Source organism: Pyrinomonas sp. (assembly GCF_040289685.1).
Classification (GTDB): Bacteria; Acidobacteriota; Blastocatellia; order Pyrinomonadales; family Pyrinomonadaceae; genus Pyrinomonas.
Genome location: NZ_PSLQ01000003.1, coordinates 46,783 through 67,812, shown reverse-complemented (window position 1 = coordinate 67,812; position 21,030 = coordinate 46,783). Strand labels below are relative to the sequence as shown.

The 21,030-nt window shown below is 61.5% G+C and carries 14 protein-coding genes; 5 read left to right on the top strand and 9 right to left on the bottom strand.

What is annotated here, in order from left to right; all coding sequences use genetic code 11:
• The 7 genes from C4334_RS01660 to C4334_RS01630 all read right to left on the bottom strand — a co-directional run.
• Positions 1-1,817 (bottom strand): beta-N-acetylhexosaminidase (locus C4334_RS01660; protein ID WP_352430339.1); only part of this gene is annotated, 1,817 nt, incomplete at its 3' end.
• 398 nt (positions 1,818-2,215) lie between these two features.
• A complete protein-coding gene (locus C4334_RS01655; protein WP_352430338.1) occupies positions 2,216-3,229 on the bottom strand; it encodes an ABC transporter permease in 1,014 nt (337 codons plus the stop codon).
• Positions 3,226-4,158, bottom strand: coding sequence for a substrate-binding domain-containing protein (locus C4334_RS01650; RefSeq protein ID WP_352430337.1), 933 nt, complete (start codon positions 4,156-4,158; stop codon positions 3,226-3,228). The genes C4334_RS01655 and C4334_RS01650 overlap by 4 nt, the downstream gene beginning before the upstream one ends.
• Before the next feature lie 14 nt (positions 4,159-4,172).
• Positions 4,173-5,081, bottom strand: a complete 909-nt coding sequence (locus tag C4334_RS01645) for an alpha/beta hydrolase (protein ID WP_352430336.1) — start codon at positions 5,079-5,081, stop codon at positions 4,173-4,175.
• A 61-nt stretch (positions 5,082-5,142) separates the two neighbouring features.
• On the bottom strand, positions 5,143-6,795 hold the full coding sequence (locus tag C4334_RS01640) for a DUF4127 family protein (protein ID WP_352430335.1): 1,653 nt from the start codon (positions 6,793-6,795) through the stop codon (positions 5,143-5,145).
• A gap of 151 nt (positions 6,796-6,946) precedes the next feature.
• Positions 6,947-11,884: a glycoside hydrolase family 38 N-terminal domain-containing protein gene (locus tag C4334_RS01635; RefSeq protein ID WP_352430334.1), complete on the bottom strand. Its 4,938-nt coding sequence runs from the start codon at positions 11,882-11,884 to the stop codon at positions 6,947-6,949.
• Between the two features lie 196 nt (positions 11,885-12,080).
• A complete protein-coding gene (locus C4334_RS01630; protein WP_352430333.1) occupies positions 12,081-12,824 on the bottom strand; it encodes a GntR family transcriptional regulator in 744 nt (247 codons plus the stop codon).
• A gap of 134 nt (positions 12,825-12,958) precedes the next feature.
• Here C4334_RS01630 and C4334_RS01625 point away from each other — a divergent pair, with 134 nt between their 5' ends.
• The 4 genes from C4334_RS01625 (at position 12,959) to C4334_RS01610 (ending at position 18,596) form a co-directional block, all read left to right on the top strand.
• Complete coding sequence (locus tag C4334_RS01625; protein ID WP_352430366.1) at positions 12,959-13,990, top strand: SIS domain-containing protein; 1,032 nt, start codon at positions 12,959-12,961, stop codon at positions 13,988-13,990.
• Positions 13,991-14,352: 362 nt separating this feature from the next.
• Positions 14,353-14,709, top strand: coding sequence for a hypothetical protein (locus C4334_RS01620; protein WP_352430332.1), 357 nt, complete (start codon positions 14,353-14,355; stop codon positions 14,707-14,709).
• Between the two features lie 385 nt (positions 14,710-15,094).
• On the top strand, positions 15,095-17,203 hold the full coding sequence (locus C4334_RS01615; RefSeq protein ID WP_352430331.1) for a DUF1800 domain-containing protein: 2,109 nt from the start codon (positions 15,095-15,097) through the stop codon (positions 17,201-17,203).
• Between the two features lie 49 nt (positions 17,204-17,252).
• Entirely contained in the window at positions 17,253-18,596 is a 1,344-nt protein-coding gene (locus C4334_RS01610) for a DUF1501 domain-containing protein (RefSeq protein ID WP_352430330.1), read from the top strand.
• Positions 18,597-18,680: 84 nt separating this feature from the next.
• On the opposite strand, the gene C4334_RS01605 is transcribed toward C4334_RS01610, so the two are convergent.
• Positions 18,681-19,097, bottom strand: coding sequence for a response regulator (locus C4334_RS01605; RefSeq protein WP_352430329.1), 417 nt, complete (start codon positions 19,095-19,097; stop codon positions 18,681-18,683).
• A gap of 479 nt (positions 19,098-19,576) precedes the next feature.
• Here C4334_RS01605 and msrA point away from each other — a divergent pair, with 479 nt between their 5' ends.
• Positions 19,577-20,140 carry a peptide-methionine (S)-S-oxide reductase MsrA gene (msrA, locus tag C4334_RS01600; RefSeq protein ID WP_352430328.1) on the top strand — a complete coding sequence of 188 codons (564 nt, stop codon included), beginning with the start codon at positions 19,577-19,579 and terminating at the stop codon, positions 20,138-20,140.
• A 470-nt stretch (positions 20,141-20,610) separates the two neighbouring features.
• Here the strand turns inward: msrA and C4334_RS01595 are convergent, their stop codons facing one another.
• Positions 20,611-21,021, bottom strand: a complete 411-nt coding sequence (locus C4334_RS01595; RefSeq protein WP_352430327.1) for a carboxypeptidase-like regulatory domain-containing protein — start codon at positions 21,019-21,021, stop codon at positions 20,611-20,613.
• Positions 21,022-21,030: the final 9 nt, after the last annotated feature.

The window sequence follows — 21,030 nt, the reverse complement described above, 5'->3', positions numbered from 1 at the left end:
CGCACGCGGTTGCGATCGCCCAAGTTCAGATAAGCGTCCCAGTAGCGCTCGCTCAATTGCTCCATCACTTGCATCCGCCGCCCCATGTGATCGAACCGCTGCGCGGCCAAACGCATCGCATCGAGCACGGAGCGATTCCGGCGCGCACGCGCGCGCTCGCGCAGGATCGTCTCTTCGACCTCTTCGACCATCAAGCGCATCCGTCGAACCTTTTCGCTGAGCGAGCGCGCACGCTCTTGGAAAGCCGAATTGAACGGTTCCTGCCAAAAGAGCTGATCGCTCGATCCCGTGCCGAGAAGCGCGTTAACGCGACCGAGCGCACGCATGGCGCGCACGAACCGGTCGCCGTCTGTGCGGAAAAAGGCCCAATCGAAATCCCGCTCGAACGCTTCAACATCGAGCGGCGCCGGTTGCCACGACGCCGCCGCGCCGAGCACGATGCCATACCACGTCATCTCGAAGAGCGTTTCGCCATCGTCATCCCAACTCGTGTTCATCATCCCGAGCGCGCCCGCGCGCTGCCCATCGCGCACGAAGTTGACGATGTTGACGACGGCCGCATCGTTGTTCGGGAAGATCTGGTTCCAGTTCTGTACGCCCGGACAGACGAACTGCTCCAATCCAGCTCGTTTGAACGGCTCGATGCGCGACTCATAACTTTCGCGCGGGCCGTAGGCCCAGTTCATCACGATCATGTCGCGCGGGATCTCGCCGATCAGATCGGGGTGATTGAGCGCGATGTCGCCCCAGAACATCAGTCTTCGCCCGTATGGTTGAAGCAGATCGCGCACGCGCCGCAGATGTTCGAAATAGATCGCGCCGACGCCACGCTGACGCACGGCCTCGCGACTTTGCCCCTCGCCGAGCTCGAACGTCTCATCAGCACCGATGTGGAAGAAGCGTCCCGGAAAAAGCTCGTTGATCTCGCGGTACCAATCGGCGATCAAACTGTAAGTTCCCTCTTGTTGCGGCGTGAGCACGTCGCCGTAAGGCGTTTCGGCGAGCGCGTTGTATTTTTCGATCTTGAGCGCTTTGTGCAGATGACCGAATGTCTGCTGCTCGGGGACGATCTCGATGTGCAACCGACGCGCGTAGGCGACGATCTCGCGTATCTCTTCGGGCGTGAGCGCACCGCCTTCCGGTCCGATCAACGGATGCGCGCGACTGCCGAAAACATGCTCCATGTAGAAGGAGTGCATGTTGAGCTTGAAGAAAGCGAAGGCGCGCAACTGTCGTTTGATGTACTCAACGGTCGGCACCGGTCCGCGACTTATGTCGTCGGAAACAGCGCGCCAGCGCATGGTGGGCCAGTCCACAATGCGTGCCCCCTGAATGTAAGCGTTGCCCCCTTCGCCGCGCACGAGCTGCTTGAGCGTCTGCATGCCGTAGAAGGTCCCAGTCGCGGTTCGCCCGGCGACCACTACTTCATCGGGCGAAACGACGAGCACGTAGCCTTCTTCGTTCAAGTCGGTCGGCAACGGCACACGCTGCCGTGCGAGAGCGGCGCGCACGCGCTCGTCGTCGAGCAAGCCGAGCAAGATCGCGCGGCGGCTCTTTCCGCCGATCGCAAGGCGTACCCCCGCGGTCGCCTGCAGGTCTGTGATGAAATCTTCAGCGGCGAAGCGATCATCCTCCGCGCGCGGATCGGCAAGAACGATGCGCACGCGCCGATCGAGCGCGAAACGCTCGCCCGTCGCGGCAGCTTGTTTCGGACGCGGGATGATCTGCAATGGCGCAGACGGTTGGCCCGCCGCCCGCCCTACGAAGAGAACGAGCGCCAGCAGGAAGAGGCAGAAGAGTTTTTCGTGGCGCATCATCAAGCCGCCGGACGAGCCGCCCCATTTGTGGTCAGGACGGCTACCGGAGTAGTGGACTAGACCACCTTTGCCGCTGACTTTTACCTGAATTCGCCGCCGAAGTCAATCGAAAATTTTTCCCAGATGCCTGCCGCCCGCATCTTCCGTCGCACCGCCGATGGCGCGCTGTCGTTTCGCTCTCTCTTTCGCCGAGAGCTCCGCTTCAAATTCGAGGAACGAGAAGAGAGTGCCCCGAAACCGTCGGCGTACGGGAGCAAAGCGTCCCGCCTGCCGACGTGTCGCCGCGGAGGTCAACGCCCCCTTGCTTTGCGCGAACCCTTCGGCGCGCTCTTTTCGCATCCTCTCGTCCGGGCCGAGGAGCGGCTCACTTCCGGCGCGCAGGGGCGAGACACTTCCTGCTAACCGAGTCTGGCATCGAAGCGCCTTTTCTGCCACTGATCGATCAACACGGCGAGCAAGATCACCACGCCGAGCACGATGCGCTGCATGTATGGATCGACGCCGGCGAGATTGAGTCCGTTGTTGAGCACGCCGATGAAGACGGCTCCCCAAAGCGTGTTGATGACGCTTCCGCGTCCGCCGCTCAAACTCGTGCCGCCAACGACTACGGCGGCGATCACGTCGAGTTCATATTGCAATCCGGCGTTGGGCACGCCCGCCCCCAAACGCGAGGCAAGAACGGCTCCAGCCAATCCGACGAGCAGGCCGTTCAAAGCGTAAACCATCAACTCTACGCCGCGCGTGTTGATGCCGGCAAGATATGCCGCCTCGCGATTTCCGCCGACGGCGTAGATGTAGCGCCCAAAGGTTGTGCGCGCGAGCGCAAACCAACCGGCGGCGAAGACCACAACCATCAAGAGGACCGGAACCGGTACGCCCAAGATGCGTTCGCGCCCCAGCGCGCCGAAAGCTTCGGGCAGATTACCGATGGAACGCCCGCCCGTGAGGATGAAGGCGAGGCCACGGCAGATCGTCAGCATGGCGAGCGTCACGACGAAGGAGGGCACGCGCAGCCGTGCGATCACGACGCCGTTGAAGGTTCCGACCAATAGACCAACCAGCACCGCGGCGACAAATCCGGTCCAAACCTCACCGTGGCTCGCTAGCATAGCGGCGACGATGCCTGCCACAGCGACCACCGAACCGACGGAGAGATCTATGCCTCCCGTCAAGATAACGAACGTCATTCCGACGGCAAGGATGCCGGTGATAGCGATGCTCAAAGCGACGTTGATCAGGTTGGCGAGCGAAAGAAACTGCGGCGCGAGCGAGGCAAAAGCCGCCGACTCGACGACGATCGCCAGCACAATGACGTATTCGGTCAAACGCAGCCGACGCGACCACCATACGGCGCGTTTCGCTTCCTCTCTGCTCGCTTCGACCATCTGCTCTTTGAGGCGATCCTCACTCAAGGAAGCGTAGCGACCTCAGAACTGCGCGCGTCAACGATGCGCACTGGAATGGTGATGTTCGCCGGAACGGGCTCGCCGCGGAGATGTCTGGCGATGGCGTCGATGGTCTGCTGTCCCATCGCGCGCGGGTCTTGCGCGACATCAGCGCGCAGAGCGCTGCCGCGCTTGATCGCCCGGAGCGCTTCCGCGGTCGCGTCGTATCCGACGATGATCAGATCCGCGCGTCCGCGCGCTTCAGCGGCTGAAAGCGCCCCGAGCGCCGAATCATCGTTGATGGCGAAGATAGCTTTGATCTCCGGGTCGCTCTGCAACATATCGTCGGCAGCTTTCAGCGCCCGGTCGCGCACGCCCGCGCCGTTCAGCACCGAAACGATCTGTATGCCCGGATGTTTCCGCATCTCCTCTTTGAACCCGCTCTCGCGATCGATGGTCGATTGCACTTCCGGTTGACCGATGATGCCGACCCTGCCTCGGCCATCGAGCGCCTGCGCGATGTAGCGCGCGGCGAGGCGTCCGCCCTCGACGTTGTCCGAGGCGACGTGCGCGACGACTCGCCCGCCCTGCGCGGCGATGTCCGCAGTGAAGACCGGGATATTGGCGCTGTTGGCGCGTTCGATAGCTGGCCCGATGCCGCGCGTATCTGCCGGGCAGACGATGATCGCATCAACGCCCTGAACGATGAAGTTTTCGATCTGCGATTGCTGTTTAGCGAGGTCGAAATCGCCCGAGGAGACGAGCAGTTCGAATCCGTTCTTCTCCGCTGCCTCGCGCATCCCAGCTTCCAAATCGCGGTAGAAGGCGTGCTCGCGCGTCAAAAGCGTCACGCCGATCCGTTTCTTTCCGCTGGTGCCATCGCGCTGGCACGAAACGCCACCGAAACAACATAGGGCGATCAAAACGAAAAGCGCGGCCCTCAACCATCTGCGCATCTCTTTCCGACTCCTTATCGGCGTTCTCGCATTTGCGGGATGATCTCGCTCATGCGTTCGAGCGCGAACTTGATTTCAGCGTCCCAGAACTTCCAATCGTGCGTGCCGGGGCGTTCGTGATATTCGTATGCGACGCCTTTTGCGCGCAAGGCGTCTGCCAGACGCGGGTTGGACTCGCGCACGCTCGGCAACTGGTCATCGGTTCCGGTGGCCACGTAGATGTAAGGCAACCGCACTTTATCGGGCCTCACCCGTTCGAGCAACGCGAAGAGATCGTTGGCGCGGCGCGTGTCGCTATCTTTCGGCCCAAAGATGCGCATCAGGCTCTGGCCCAACGGAGCTGGCTCGCCGTTCAAGCCGCCCGTTCGCGGCACGTCGAAAGCGCCGCTGAAGCTAGCCGCGAAAGCGAACAGCTGCGGATAACGAAGCGCGAACTTCATCGCCCCCAATCCACCCATAGACAGGCCAGCGATGGCGCGTCCATGGTAGCTTGCAATCGTTCGATAACGGCGATCTATGTGCGGGATGAGATCGCGCACGATCGCATCCTCGTAGCGCGCGTTCGCGTCGCTGGCGCTGTTTGCATACCAGTTATTGCCCGCTCCTGGCAGGACGACGATCAATCGGTAACGCGCGGCATACTCGGCCAAGTTCGTCCGCGTCAGCCAGTCCGACTCATCGCCGCCGTAACCGTGCAACAGATAGAGCACCGGATAACGGCCTATGCTCCGCCCGTAATCGAGCGGCAGCAGAACGCGATACGGCAAAGCACCGCCTCCGAGGCTTGGCGCTTGGAGGACCTCGCGCGGAGCATCGGGCGAAGGCTGAACCTTTGGGGAAGGCGCGCGCCTTTGTGCCGTTGCCGTTTGAAAGAGGGCAAGACAAAGGGCCAACGCCGAAACGAACCGCAGGCTCGAACGCATGCGATCTCCTCGAAACTCGTCTCGATGAACCGGGAGTATTATCCTTCTTTGTCCGCCGCGGTCAATCACCGGTCACCGTTTGCTTGGCGGCGACGAGGCGGAAATCTATCTCGGCTTCAAACGTTCTCCCCCACGGAAGCGTGAGCTTGAAATCCTCGAGCGCAGTCGGCACGAGCGCCAGTTTCACTCCGCTTGCTGGCGGCAGGACGAAGGGCCGCTGCGCGAAGTCGCGCCACAAACTCTCAACGTAAGGGCGCATCTTCTCGCGCACGATCTCTTCGATGATCCGCGTCCCCTGCGCATCGAGCCGCATCGTATTAAGCCCTCTGGCCGGAGCGAAGCGGCGGTTAATTTCGACGCGCACGAGCGAATGGTAAGCGTAATCATCGATCAAACGGTGGAGCAGAAACTTCATCTGCGCGCCCGCGATGCGCTCGGCTGCCGCTGGATCGCTCGCCAATCGGTCCACGGCGAGCGCAAAGAGGATGCCTTGCGGCAGCGCGGTGCCGATCGTGTTGCCCGCCGTGTTCCACGAAGCGTAGCCGAAAAGACGCGGGAAAACGCCTCGTCGTCGTAACTCCTCGGTGAACTCCTCGCCCGCGCCTTGCACGACTCCACCGAAATCCACATCGGCGACGATGACGCGACGACCGCGCGCCACATCCTGCGCGATGCGCTCCGCGAACGCCCGCGCCGCGCCGCGTTCGTCGCGCGATGCATAGACGTAAAAGAGCAGATCGGCATCCTCTGGTCGCGCGACTTCGCGCGCGCCCGCGGCGGCGATCTGAAAGCTCACGGTCACCTCAAGCGGACGGTCTTCGTAGGGCGCGACGCGGCGTCGCTTCTCTTCCGAAGAGTAGATGGCATGAACGCGCGGTTCGTAATCGAACCTTCGAGCAAGAGCGCGCGACAGGAGCAGCATCGCCACTTCATCAGCGCCGGGCTGTATACGCACGCGATCCGCAAGGTCCAGGCGCTGCGCTTCGGCGATCAAGTTTTCGCGGTCAGCAATGTGTACGCCGCGCGGCTTGGCGTCATCCTGCGACAAGATCAGGAATTCGAAGACTCCGTCCTTGACGAGCGCGATGCTGGCCCGGTTGATTTCAAAGTTTCGTCTTCGGGCCTGTTTGTAGTCTTCCAATGCCTCTTTGGGGATTTCGCGCTCCAAGCGCTCGACTTCCGCTGCGACCTTCGCGTTGCGCGCCGCCTCCGAAGACAGTTCGGCCCAACGCGCGAGCTTCTCGCGATAAGCTTCGTTTCTGCCGTCGGCAGTTGGGGCCAGTCGCATAATGACGTTGAAGCCGTAAAGCGGAAGTTGTGGCGCGCGGCGTCGTATCTCGCGCACCAGCTCCAAACGCCGCCGTGCCGTCTCCAAAGACACGCGATGGACGCGCGAGGCAACCAGCCCACCGTAGGCGAGCATATCGACGGAGATCACCGCCGCATCGAACGCGCGCAGATCTTGCGCGCGCACCCACGCCGCGATCTTCTCCGGCTGACCCGGCTCGGTGAACCGGCCCAGCAGTTCGCGTGGCGGCGCGACCACCTCGGCATCGGCGATCCGCCCCTGCATGATCACGAATTGCAAACAGGGCGGACGATCGTCGAGCGGGATCAGAAGCACGCGCGCGTGCGGTCTGTTCTCGCGCGACGCGCTTTCTGGAGCGAAAGTCAGCGAAAGCAAAAGCGCACACAAACAGACGAAAGGTTTCATCTTCGCATCCTTATCAGCGTCGTCCGAATTAGTTTCGTCTCCTTTAGCCCTCGTTCTTTGTGACAAGGCCGTTGGCCGAAGAATCGACCTACGAGATGCGCCTCATCTTCTCCGCATCACTTCGGCGCTCGACAAGCGCTCCGAAGAGTTCTCATCGCTCGCCTTCGCCGTCCGCGCGCTCGTACTCGACGTGCCCGTTGTAAGCGAGGCGCGCAATAGCCCAAGCGCCGCGCTGCGGCGCGCCAAAATCAAGCGTCGTCGTCTCGCCTGGACCGACGCTGAAACCTCGCTCGCGCGTCGTTCGACCCGCATCGTCGAGCCAAACTTCTGGCGGCAAGATCAACGCAACGCTCCCTTCCACGCGCTGCCGATGCGGATTGTGAACGACGATGCGAACTCGCTCGCCCGTCCGTTCGATACGCCAATCAAGGCGCAGGCTACGCCCGATCTCGAGCACGTCTTGGTAGGTTTGGCCGGCGAACTCCGTGCGCGCTTTGACCAATCCGGAAGCGCGCGCCCACTCCAAACCTTTTTTCACCGGATAGCTTAAGATGACCACATCGCGTGCCATCCATCCGCCCGGTTCGATGTCGTAATCGAACGCGGACGGCACGGCGCGCCAGTCCGGCGCGACTTCGATCTCGACTCGCCCGCGCGCGCGCCGATCGAGCAGGTTGTTGACGACGAAGACGCGCGCCGCGACGGTCGTGATGCCGCCCTGATTGTACTTATCGTCATAGGCGAAACTCGCCAGCTGGCCCATCTGCTCGACGGGACGCACCGTGACTTTGATGGGATCGTTGCCGATGGGCGCTGCGCCCATGTTGTGCATCCAATACCGCGCTGGCACGGGCTGGACCAGTTCGCGGCGCGCGCCGATCGCGTCTCCGGTCGCCGCGCGCCGCGCCACTGGGACTTTGAAAGTTTCAATGGAGAAACTGCCGATTGCCGAAGCGAAAGAGCGTTCGCTCGTTTGTCGCACGTCTTCGCTCGATGTGATCTTCCGTTCGATGAGATCGGCGCGCTCGACCTCACCGATCGCTTCATCGAAGGTCGCTTCCACCGCGGTCGCACGCCCTTCCGTTTCGTATAACCGAAGGATGAAAGCCCTTTCGCCTTCGGCTTCGCTCGCGCGGAAGCTTGCCTGCGGATTGCCCGCCAATTTGAGCGCTGAGAGCACGACGTTCTCCGCCGAAAGGCGAAGAAAACTGTGCTCTGGCGGCAACGGCCCGCTCTGCTCCGCAGTTTGAACAGCGATGAGCGGGTTGTTGAACTCATACCCTCGACGCACTACTTGCGCGCGCCGCCAATCGCCTTCATGTGGGTAGAGCGCGTAAGAGAAGACGTGCGTCTTGTGTTCCGGCGTGAAGTCGAACGGAAGGTTGACGCCGGGCCACGGCGCGGTGTGCGTCAAAAAGAGCGTCAACGTCTCGGGACGTTCAAGGATCGCGGCGATGGTCCCGCCATTGATGATGGCGACTCCGTAATCAGGCACGTGCGCGCGCCGCTCCCGTTCCGCCGTCGCTAACGCTTCTGCCGAAAGGCGCAGCACCTCCTTCCCTTGCGAGATGGGCGCAAGCAACTCTTCGACTGCGCGACGCACGTTCTCCGCATCGCGTCCGGCGATGATCAGCGTCGGCATCGGCGGCCACCCGTTTGGCATCTCGTCGTGAAAGAAGAGAAAGGCGCGCCCCGTGCTTTGCAACTCCCGCTCGAAACGCGCGCGCGATGCGCGATCAACTCGCACGAGGGCTTCGCGCACGTGTTCGCTCTCGGCTGGACCACCGAGCAATATGCGGAACGAATGGTAGCCGAGATCGTCGTTTACGCGGCGCGGCATGGTCGAATCCTCGATCGTCAAAAGGGCGCGGCGCGCACGTTCGCCGTCGTCGGCGAAAGGCGTCACGCTGATGCCACGACGAATCAGCGCGGCGACGATGCGTTCGGTCAATTCGTCATACAGCTCGCCCGGCGGACGCACGAGCGCCGTCGGTTTCAACGCGACGCTGGCGACCAGTTCGCCGCCGCTACCGGAAAAGACCAGACGCAACGTCTGCCCGTATCCGGCCCAGTTATAAACTGCGTAAACGGGCGCGCCCGAAACGAGCTTGTCAGTGTTCGAGCGAAAATCGAGAAAGGCGCGGCTCCCGTTGCGCGCGACCACGCCGAAACGCTCCTCGGTGACCAACGCCCCGCCCGTCAAGGCAAGCGGGAAGTTGATGACGAAAAGCTCATTCTTCCCGTTGTATTCGATGAGTTCGGTGCGAAAGTCTATGCGCGCGATGCCGTCATGCAGTTCGATCGTCTGTCTGTAGCTGCGCATCGCCGGAAGCACCCCTTCGACGACAATGCGCTGCGTCGGCCCTTCCCGACGAACCGCGACGCGCGCCGGCTGCGCAGTCGAAAACCTTCTCTTGCCGGTGGTCCAGAACTCCCACGCCGGATAGATGACGTTCTTCTTCGACAGATCCTCTTCGAGCGCGGCGATCTCGTTCGCCAAATGCCCGTCCAATGCGCGCACGATCTCGCGCCGCGCACGCTTGTCGTAAATGCGGCGCACGGCCCCGCCGCGCGCCGGATCAACCTCTACGCGATAGAACTCGTTCTCGATGGCGTTCCCTTCACCCCCGCTTGCGATCTCGGTCCGCAACTCAGCGCGCGCATCGATGAAGAAGGTCTTGTAGCCGAGCGAAGGGACCGCGCGCGCGACGAAAACGATCTCGGCCGAGAGCAATCTACCTACTGCATCGCGCTCGGCGCGCACGAGGCGGTGAGGCACAATCGCGCCGCCCCCATCGCGCACGAGAAACGCGCGCACGGGCGACGCGAAACGGATGTGCGCCTGCGCTAGGTCTGTGCGCTCCCATGCCAACGGATTGAAGATGACAAGCGGCGTCAAAGCGCTTCGCGGCGCGCGCAAGCGTTCGGGCGCGCGCGTATTGATTCGGGAGATGATGAAACGCAAAGCGTCGTCGCGCGCCTCGCGCGCCAGTTCGTAAGCTTCGCGGTAGCCATGGACCAGATCGAGAAAAGCGTTGTCCGATGGCGTTCCCGTGATCGCATCGTGATGGCTGCCGAAAAGGATTTGGCGCCAAGCCTTGTCCAAAGCGAGGTCAGGGTAGTTTGCGCCGTGCGCGTATGCGATGGCACCGAATCGCTCCGCCGCGAGGATCATGTTTTCGGCCCGACGATGCGCGATCTTCAGATCGCTGCGCGCCGCGGCGACGCCGACGTGAAAAAAGAGCTTGTCGCGCGACGTGACGGGGACGCGCACCTTGCCCGCCGCGACCTCTGCGCGCAGCGCGTTGAAGAAGCGCGTTTGCGCCTGTCCGGTGACTTCCACTTTCGGCAAAGAACGTTCGAGCCGTTCGACGTTGCCGGCCAGATTGGTCCACGGCGGAGTGAAATCAGCGGCGTTGATGCGCAGGTCCACCGCAGAGCCGAACGAACGCGCCTCTTCGAACTTGCGCAGCGTCATGCGTTGAAAGGCATCGAGGCTGTAGTTTTTGCCGCTGCCGAAACCGGAGAATGAATAGGCGTAGTCGAGACGGCGATGAAGAAGGCGCGAACCGTCGAGCGCGTAGTCGAAGAATAAGGGCTGAAAGCCTTGAATCTTTTTGGACCAAACGATGCCATCAAACCCGCTCTTGCGCGCGATCTGCGAGATCTGCGGCACGTGCCCGAAAACGTCCCACAACGCTAAGGCGCGCGGGCGATCGCCTAGGACGCTTTCGTGGTACAGGCGTCCGTAAAGGATGTTGCGCACGATCGCTTCGCCGCCGATGGTCGGTTCGTTGAACTGATTGTATGAACCGCCCGTGCCAACCCGTCCGCTACGCACCCTCTCGCGCAGCAACGCACGATCTTCCGGATGCGTGTCGTCGTAGGGCTTCAAGTAGTCGAGTTCGGAGAAGAAGACCCCATACCGGCCATCGGCGCGCATCGAATTCATGTACTGGTTCATGTTCGATAGCGTGATGCGCGCGTACTCGCGTTGATCGTGAAGGTAAACGGGATCAACGTGAAAGCCTTCCAAATAGAAGATCCGTCCATCCGGCGGCACGGCGGGCTGTGTCCAAGAGGCCGTCCACGCGATCTCATCTTCGCCCGTTCGAAGGCGCACGTCGGCTCTTCTTTCCGTCGGCTCCTTAGCGGCGGCGGGCATTTCAATCTCAACTTCGCGCAATTCGCCCGGCGGAAGCTCGACGAGCGACGCTTGCGCCTTGCGCTCACCATCACGCACCTCGAAGCGTACATCGCGGATCAAAGAGTTGTTTGCGTTCGCCACAGCCAAACGCAAACGTTCACGCGCGCCGCTCCCGTCAGCAAGGAACAGGCCTGTGGAGCGAAACGCGCCAGCGACCAGCCCGCTCGGCAGAGCACGCGCGTGCCATATGCGGACGTGTGCCGCCCACCCGCCGTCTTTGCGCCAAGGATCGTTGCGCACGCCGCTGGCGCGCACGAGAAGAAGGTTTGCGCCCGCCCGTGCGCGCGCAAGAACGACGCGCTGTGCTTCCAGCTTGAATCCGTCATAGATGCGCTCGCCGTTCAACCAAATGGCACCTGTAAAACCATCCGTCTCGATGAAGAAGAAGCGGTCGTCGGGCGATGCAAATCGCGTCGCGGCATAAGCCGTGCCGATTGAAGGGAAGATGCGCGCGAAGTCCAACTTCTCGCTCGTCGCGCGATAGGCGGTCCAACGTAGCTCGACCGTCTTTTCCTCCACCCTTTCGGAACGCGCGCCGACCTCGGGTAGCGGCGACCCAGAGGCGCTTTCGTCTTCTTTGTTCCCGCCTGGCGCGTTCGCTCCAGCCGAGAGCACAACGCCCTCTTTCGGCTGCACTGCGGCTGGGCCGCCGAACGGAGCAAGCCAATCGCGCTCAGGCAAGCGCTCGATGTTGAAGCGTTGAAAATTCTCGAAAGCACCGGCATCTATCTCGGTGGGGAAGAACGAAGAGATAAGCCAATCGGCGAAGAAGCCACCGTCGGGCAAACGCGCCAGATCTTGCGTCGCAGCGCGCGCCGCGCTCGTGAGCGCGCACAAAGCGGCGAAAAGGAGCAACAAACCTCTGGCCCGGTATCCGTTCATGCTGCTTGCGCAGGACTGACCGACGGCGAAGCGAGCTTGTGCCGCAGCTTTCCACCGACACGTCGTGCGGCATTCAGATTGATCAATCGGCGACGAAGCTGGCTTGCGCCGTCTCTTTCTCACGCGCGCTGATCCGTTTGATATCTCCAAATCGACGACGAAGCTGGCTACCGCGCTGTCTCCGAACCGTCCGCTTTCAAAGCGTGTTTTTCGTCAGGTGAAACGTCGCGCGATAGCGGTCCGCGCGGTAGATCGTGCGCACGGATTCGATGGCGCGCCCGTTGTCGCCATAAACGACGCGATGTACGACGAGCACGGGAGATCCGGCACGGATCGAAAGATATCGCGCTTTATCCCGCGGCGCGCGTGCCGCTTCGAGGATCTCATCAGCGCTCTGCATCCTAATCCCATGCTCCTCTTCGAGGATGCGGTAGAGCGAATCGCGCTCGAGATCGTACTGGTCCAGATCGGGGCACAGATCGACCGGGACATAGTTGGATTCGTAAGCCATCGGCGTCCCGTCAGCCAAGCGCAGCCTTTCCAAATGGAACACATCGCCGCCGACCTCTATCCCCAGTTCATTGGCGATCTGTTGCGTCACCTTTTCGCGCCGGAGCAAGATCAGTTTCGAACTTGGCCTGAGACCGCGCAGTCGCATATCTTCGGTGAAGCCGACGAGATTACGTGTATGAAGATCAACTTTGCGGCGTGCGACGAACGTCCCGATGCCGCGCTCACGATAGACCAAGCCGTCTTGTCGCAAAGCGCGCAAAGCTTGGCGCGCGGTCATGCGGCTGACGCCGTAGCGCTCGGCCAGTTCGCGCTCGGAAGGGACGGGCGCGCCGGGGGCGATCTCGCCGCGATCGATCATCTGCCGCAGCTTCTGCTGAATTTGCGCGTAAAGTGGGACGTAGCTGTTGCGATCAAGCGGCCTTTCCATTACTCTTGCCCTGAGCTGGATAGCGGACTATACCACCTCGCGAGTTCTGATGATTACCACGTCGGGCGCAGGCTGTCAACGCGCTCGGCGTAGGCGAACCACGTGGAAAGGAGTGAGGAGTTTCAGTGTCGTTGATGTTGCAGGAGATCGCCGAGCAACCGCGCGCGCTCGCCGAGACGATGCGCGAGGAACGTGCCAAGGTCACGCGCCTCGGCCAGCACCTTTTGCGCGAACGCGAAATAGATCTGATCGTCATGGTCGCGCGCGGCAGCTCCGACAACGCCGCCCTTTTCGGTCGCTACTTGATCGAGATCCGCACCGGCATTCCGGTTTCGCTGTCGGCGCCGTCCGTCTATACGCTCTATGACGCGCGCCTCAAGCTCGACCGCGCGCTCGTCATCGGCGTATCGCAATCGGGCGAGGGCGAGGATGTCAATTTCGTGCTCGCACGCGCGCGCGCGTGCGGGGCTTTTACGATCGGCATTACGAACGAACCGGCATCGAGCATGACGCGCATCGTTGATGAAACGCTTCTCATGCACGGCGGACGTGAGCGATCGGTGGCGGCAACCAAAACCTATACAGGCCAGATGATGCTCTTCTACATGTTGGCCGAGGCGCTCGCTGACCGCTCGTCTGATCGTCTCGCATTCGAACGCATCCCGGATTACGTCGCCGCCGCGCTTGAACTTCGCCCACAGGTCGAAGAACTCGTTGCGCGCTACGTCTTCATGGAGAACTGCGTCGTCGTCGGACGCGGTTTGAGCTACGCCAACGCTTACGAGTTCGCTCTGAAATTGATGGAAACTTGTTATGTCGTCGCCGAGCGGTTCTCATCAGCGGACTTCTTTCACGGACCGCTGGCCATCGTCGAACGCCATTTTCCGATCATCCTCTTTGCGCCGCCGGGCGTGACGCTGCCCGGCGTCGTCAGCTTGATGGAACGCTTGCGCGAACTGCGTGCCGATACGCTCACCATCACGGCGAGCGACCGCGCGGCGGAGCTTTGCACGCGCGCGCTGCGCATGTCGCAAGAGATCGATGAGTTTCTCGCTCCGATCCCTTACATCGTGCCGGGCCAACTCTTCGCCGCGCTGCTGGCCGAGGCGAAAGGACTCGACCCTGACAAGCCGCGTTCGCTCTCGAAAGTGACGCGCACGCTGTAAACGCACGCACGAACAGCAAGGGCCGTCCAGTGTCTTGAGCGGTCGTGACGAAGCGGCTCACAAGGTCTTGAATTCAAGCGACGAGAAGCGCCTTCTGTCCGCCACACGCCCAAGACGAACTTTGATCCTGATGTTTGTTCGGCCTGTTGCTGTGCGTCTGTTCGCCGCGCACATGGCGCGAACGGATCACCGCGCACGCTTCTCGATTCGATATGGTTCCGTCCGCTGCACGTTTATGGCGAAAGGCGACCGAAGACAGGGTTAACGATGATGGGGCTTCGAGTTCCGCGTCTGGCTACGGGCTAACTAAAGCTTCGTGCTATGCTGGGTGAGCAGTTGAGTCCAAAAAAAGAGGTCGAACTATGCCGCTTCCATACGCTCCGGGCGATGATCTCATCTTTCAACTAGAGAGCGCGTTCGCCTTGTTGCGCGTGCTCGCTGTCGAAGAGCGCGAAGAAGGGACGGTTTGGCACATCATGGCTTACGAGGATTTCTTCCCCGATATCGAATCAGCGGAGGCAGCGCTTCAACGTCCTGAAAGTCTTTCGGTGCGCGCGCCCCATCTGGCCCTGACCGATCACGCGCTCAGCAAAACGCCTGCCGCACGTCTCGGCAATCGCCCCGTGGCGGAGCACGAACTGACGGCCTATCGCCGCTGGAAAGCACAAGGCGGTGCTGTCGCTGACCGTTCTGTGCTCCTTCTTCTCGGTCTGCGCTGAAAGGCCCCGGAATCTTTACGATCACAACAGACGCTGCATCCCTCCTAAGGCTATAAAGCCGTCGGAGGAATGCGCTTGACCGCTGAAGCAAGCGACAGCGCCTCGCGCAATCCAATACGCTTTTTCCACCCAGAACCATCCAGAGTCGTGCCTTTCCGTCAACGAAACGGAATGTCATGGGCGACCAGCGGGCATGCGTCCGTCAGCGGCTGACGCGGTCAAAAAGACAGTTCCGCCGAGCGGCAAGGTGTGCTACATTTCCCGCCACTGCCCCGGCAAGGACGACCCGCCTCACCGAAAAAGGCGTTTTCAAACGTCGCCGTCATTTCATCGTCTCACAGCTCGGGGAGACGAAACGTCGGGAGACGGAAAGGACCCAAAGACCATGGCGCGATCGAAGCTCGCTAAATTCGTCATCTCTCTCGCCGTCTGGCACTTGGTCCTTCTCGCTTTTCGCGGCGAGGTCTGTGCAGCGACTGGTCCAATCCTGCTCACGGAAGTCAATTCGACGCGCGCCATCGCGCTCGACGTCGTTACGTGGCGGCGCGATCCTTTTCCGCTCGTGCAACCCATCAGGTTCGGCACGGATGAACGAACGCGCATCATGCTCTTCGCCATGGGTCTCGAGTTGCTCCCGGACGAAGACGCGCGCGCCGTTGCCGCCGATGCGCAAGACGGCACGGGAAGAATCTATGCCCTCAAGGTCGAAGACGTCCGCCCAGTGCCTAAGTTCGAGTGGATGAAAGCGATCACCATCCGTTTGCCCGATGAGATGGGCGAAGTCGGCGATGTTCTGGTGCGGATATACATTCACGGCGAAGCGAGCAATCGCGTGCGCGTTGCCATCGGGCGGGTCGGCGGTGGTCCGCCCGATGATCCGGGCGCGCGTCCGAATCCAGCGCCGCCTTCGCCGCCAGCGCCGACGCCGACACCGACGCCGCCCACCTATGCGGGGCCAGCCTCGCGCGCTGATGCCATCCGTCTTCTCGAACAGGCGACGTGGGGGCCGACGCCGGCGCTCATCGAGCGCGTGCAACGCATAGGCATTCGCGCCTTTTTGGAAGAACAGTTCAACGCGCCCATTTCGACCTACCCGGATCTTCCAGCCGTGCCGCCGACGCCGCCGCAAGACGCTTCGCCGGATTACATACGCGACAACTACACGCTCTTCCCCTTGCAGGTGCGCTTCTTCCAGAACGCGCTCAACGGACAAGATCAGTTACGCCAACGTGTGTCTTTCGCCCTCAGTCAAATCTTCGTCGTATCGGGGGTGGAGATCTCGCAGTCGCACGCGATGTCACCTTATCTGCAGATGCTCCAGCGCAATGCGTTCGGCAACTTCCGCCAACTGCTGCGCGACGTGACGCTCAGCCCGGCCATGGGGCGCTACCTCGACATGGTGAACAATGACAAGCCCGACCCGCGACGCGGCATCTCGCCGAACGAAAACTACGCGCGCGAGCTGTTGCAGCTGTTCACCATCGGCGTCCACCGCCTCAATCCCGACGGCACGCTGCAACTTGATGCCAACGGGCGGCCCATCCCGACCTACGATCAAGAGACCATCGAGGAGCTGGCGCGCGTCTTCACAGGCTGGACCTACGCGCCGCTGCCCGGCGCCCCCATGCAGAAGCACAACCCGCGCAATTTCCTCGCGCCCATGGTGCCCTACGACAGCAACCACGACAAGGACGCCAAAACGCTCTTTGGCAACATCGTGCTTCCCGCCGGACAATCGGCGGAGAAAGATTTGGACGACGCGCTCGACATCATCTTCAATCACCCGAACGTCGGTCCTTTCATCGCCCAGCGGTTGATTCAGCATCTGGTGACAAGCAACCCGAGTCCGGCTTACGTGCGCCGCGTCGCCGCCGTGTTCGACAACAACGGGGCGGGCGTGCGCGGCGATTTGCGTGCAGTGGTCGCGGCCATTCTGCTCGATCCGGAAGCGCGCGGCGACGTGAAGAACGCGCCTGACTACGGCCACTTGCGCGAACCAGTGCGTCTCATCCTGAACGTGCTGCGCGCTTTCAACGCGACCAGCGATGGGACGGGGCTTGCCGAGCAAAGCGCGCAGATGGGCCAACGTCTCTTCTACGCGCCATCGGTCTTCAACTACTATCCGCCAGATTACCAAGTTCCCGGAACCAAGCTGCTCGGACCGGAGTTCGGCATCCAAACGACGGCGACGACCTTCGCGCGCATCAACTTCGTCAACTCCATCGTTTATGGGCGCATCGCGCCACCGTCGAACGCGCCGCCCGGTTCCACGGGCGCACAGATCGATCTTGCCCCGTGGCAAGCGCTGGCCGACGACCCACAACGCTTGATCAACGCGCTCGACGATCTGCTGCTGCACGGTACCATGTCGCCGCAGATGCGCGCCGTGATCACGCAAGCGGTAACATCCATTCCAGCATCGCAGCCATTGCAACGCGCGCAAGCGGCTGTCTATCTGGTCCTCTCATCGTCGCAATACCAAGTGCAAAAGTAACGCCTCACAAAGAGGCGGACGATTTCTAGATCTTCGAGGAGAAACGAAAATGTTCCATTCGCGGCGAGAGTTCATCAAACGCATCGCACACGCCATCGGCGCGGCGGCTTTCATGGAGGGATTTCACCGGCTCGGCTGGGCGAGCGCCTTTTTGCAGCAGGAATCGAACGATTACCGCGCGCTGGTCAGCATCTTCCTTTATGGCGGCAACGACGGCAACAACACCATCATCCCGGCGGAAACGGCCGAGTACCAAGCCTACGCTTCGGTGCGCGGCACGCTCGCCATCCCACAATCCGATCTGCTGCCGATCACGCCGTCGAGTATGAGTTTGCGTTTCGGTCTGCATCCGTCTTTGCGCGATATTCACGATCTGTGGAGCGAGCGAAGGTTAGCCGTCCTGTGCAACGTCGGGACGCTGGTCGAACCCATCACGCGCGACCAATATCTTCGCGGCGCGCAACGCCCTGATAGCCTCTTTTCCCATTCCGACCAACAAGCGCAGTGGCAAGCGTCGATCTCCGATCAACCGAGCCGCACCGGTTGGGCTGGCAGACTAGCCGACCGATTGGGCGCTAACGAACAATTCCCCATTCTGATCTCGGTCGCCGGATCGAGCCTGTTTGCGACCGGGGCGCAAGCTCGTCCGCTCGCGCTCGTGCCCGGCTCGTCTTTCGGACTTCGCGGATTCGGCACGTCGCCGACAGAAAGAACGCGCCTCGAAGCTTTGCGTCAGTTGCTTCGCGTGGATACCGAAATGGAACTGGTCCGCAAAGCGAGCGAGTTGACCGAACAAGCTATCGCCAACAGCCAATTGCTCAACCAAGCTTTGTCAAACGCAGCGCCCTTGCAGACGCAATTTCCGTCCACCTCGCTCGGCAGGCAATTGCAACAAGTCGCCAAGATCATCGCCGCGCGCGGGTCGCTCGGCGCACGTCGCCAGATCTTCTTCTGCTCGCTCGGCGGATTCGACACGCACAACAACCAATTGCCGACGCAAGCCAGTCTGCTTACACAACTCGGGCAGGCGATGCGCGCTTTTTACGCGGCAACCGTTGAACTCGGCGTCGCCACCTCGGTGACCACCTTCACCCTCTCGGATTTCGGGCGCACATTCAAACCGGCAGCCGGCGGCGGCACGGACCACGCATGGGGCAGCCATCACTTCATCATGGGCGGGGCCGTGCGCGGGGGCGATTTCTACGGTCGCTATCCAACGCTCGCCATCGGCGGCCCCGATGATGCAAGCAATGAAGGGCGGTGGATACCCAACGTCGCGGTGGACCAGTATGGCGCCACGCTCGCCCTCTGGTTCGGACTGCCAACATCGGAACTGACTTCGGTCTTTCCCAACATCGGACGCTTCTCCACGCCCAACCTCGGTTTTCTGTGAGCGCGGTTATCCGCCCCAAGCCCGAAGGCAAAGGCATGCAGAAAGCGCGCGCCGCGATGCAAAAACTCAATCGCGCGACGCGCCCTAGCGTTCGAGAAGCTTCTTGATCAAGTAGATGGCCTGCTCGGCATCGAAAGGCTTGGCCAAGTAGCCGTCGAATCCCGCCTCCCAGGCGGCGCGGCGAAAGCCGCCGGTGTTGAAAGCCGTCACCGCCACAATCGGCACCCGGCGCAGTTGCGGGTCGCGTTTGATCTGCAGCGCGGCTTCCAATCCATCGGTACCCGGCATGCCGATATCCATCAAGATGATGTCAGGGCGAAGCCGCCGCGCAAGGTCCACCGCTTCGGCCCCATCCTGCGCCGTGATGACGCGAAACCCGCGACGCTCGAGCATCATGCGCACCACCGTCACGTTGTCCGGCAAATCATCGACGACGAGCACGAGCCGGCTGGGGTCGCTGCCGTCGTCAGACGAAGTCAAAGGTGTCGTTTCCTGCGACATCGGGTTTTGGAAGCGGCGGGGGAGAAGCCGTCTGTGCTCTCAATATCGCATAGACGAGACGCGAGAGCAAGATGGCGCAACGCGCCTTGCCCTGCTTCGCGACAGCGGCGCGGCGCCTTCGTCGCCACGCGCGTGCAGCAGGGGCGTGGTTGAGTCCCGCTCGGCTCTTTTTCCGCTACTTTGTCGCCACGTGCGTGCGGGAAGCGCGCTCGTCGGTTCGTTGGCGTTGACGATCACCATCTCGTCGTTACGCGCGCAGGAAGAGCGATTTCACTTGGCATTAGAACATCTCGCACTCTTGCTAACCGCACGCCATAGAGAATGAGTTGCCGCGAAGCGATTGAAACGTGCGCGACTGTCGCGTGACGAAAACCAAATCCGAGAATGAGTCGCTGTTATGCGAAGCGATTGAAACGCTTTGCGCTCTTGCGAACGCGCGCGCTCTTGTGTCATGCTTCGCGTCAAGCGAGCGACAAAAGATGAGCCAAAGAGAAGAGATAGCGACTTTAGCGGGCGGCTGCTTCTGGTGTTTGGAAGCGGTCTTTTGTGAGGTGCGCGGCGTTGAGCAGGTGGTCTCAGGCTACACCGGAGGATATGTTCCGCACCCGACTTACCAACAAGTCTGCACGGGCGCGACCGGTCACGCCGAAGCCGTGCAGATAACCTTCGACCCGCGACAGGTCAGTTATCGGGAACTCCTTGAGGTCTTTTTTGCGATTCACGATCCAACGACCTTGAATCGCCAAGGTGCAGATATCGGAACGCAATACCGCTCGGCTATCTTCTACCACTCTCCCGAACAACACAGGATCGCGCAAGAAGTGATCGCCGAACTGGAGAGGGCCAAGGTTTGGCCCGATCCAATCGTCACCGAGGTCGTTCCGGCTTCGGAGTTCTACCGAGCCGAAGAATACCACCAGGAATACTTTCGGCGTAATTCGCAACAGCCCTACTGCCGGGCAGTGGTCGCGCCCAAAGTGGCCAAGCTTCGCGCGAACTTTCGTCGTTTGTTGAAGAGCGCGTCAGCGGAGATGGACGGCTGAAGTCGGCGCTTTGCGCGTCAAAGGTCACACCGACGAGCAGCGCCGATGCTCGCGACCGCGTCGCAATATTTGCGACGCTGAACCGTCTGGCACATGGCGCCCAACGACAGCGCCAACAACGATTTCGTTCCAGCGCCCACTCAAATCAACCGACCGCGGGCCATTTAAATACCACTACCGGTTGTGGTTTCGACGCAAGCTGTGGCGGTCGAGCCGTGTTGCGCGCCTCGTGAGTTGCACTCTGGGTCGAGGCAGCAGGACCGCCGTCGGTGTGATCGAAAATGGGCAGCGTTGCGCGCTTCGCGTCTGGACGACGCGCGTCTTTTCATCAGATTGCGGCGGCGCGGAGCCCCCCGGCTTTAGCCGTGGGGAGGATGTCAACTTCCAAGAAGAGATCCGGTCCCCATAGAGAAGAGGCGCGCCCCTATTTCGGGGGGTCGGCGCGGCAACAGGTTCGCAGCCTTGACGCGTTACTTTTTGCGCACCAGCGTCACGCGGACGGGCTCCGAAAGGTTGCTCGCCGGAATCGTCAGCGTCTGTTTTTGGTAGCCTGGAGCTTTCACGATCAGCTTCAGACGCCCCATGTGAAGCGGCGGGAGCACGGCGACGCCGCGCGCATCCGTGTACCCCCAGGATTCGCAGAAGAAACCATCTGTGCGCGTTGATTCGAGTTTAGCGTAAGCGTTCTTGATGGGGCGACCACTTTCATCGAAGACGCGCAGATCAAGCCGTCCGATGCCGTTCGGCTCTTTTGGGGCGCGCCCCATGTTGGGGATCTCCTCTGTCTGCGCGGGCGCAGGATTTTGCGCGCTGGACGGCAACGATCCGACGAATGAAGCGACAGCAAAGGCCAGCAACGCGAGAAAAAAATTTTTTCGCATAAGCTTCGT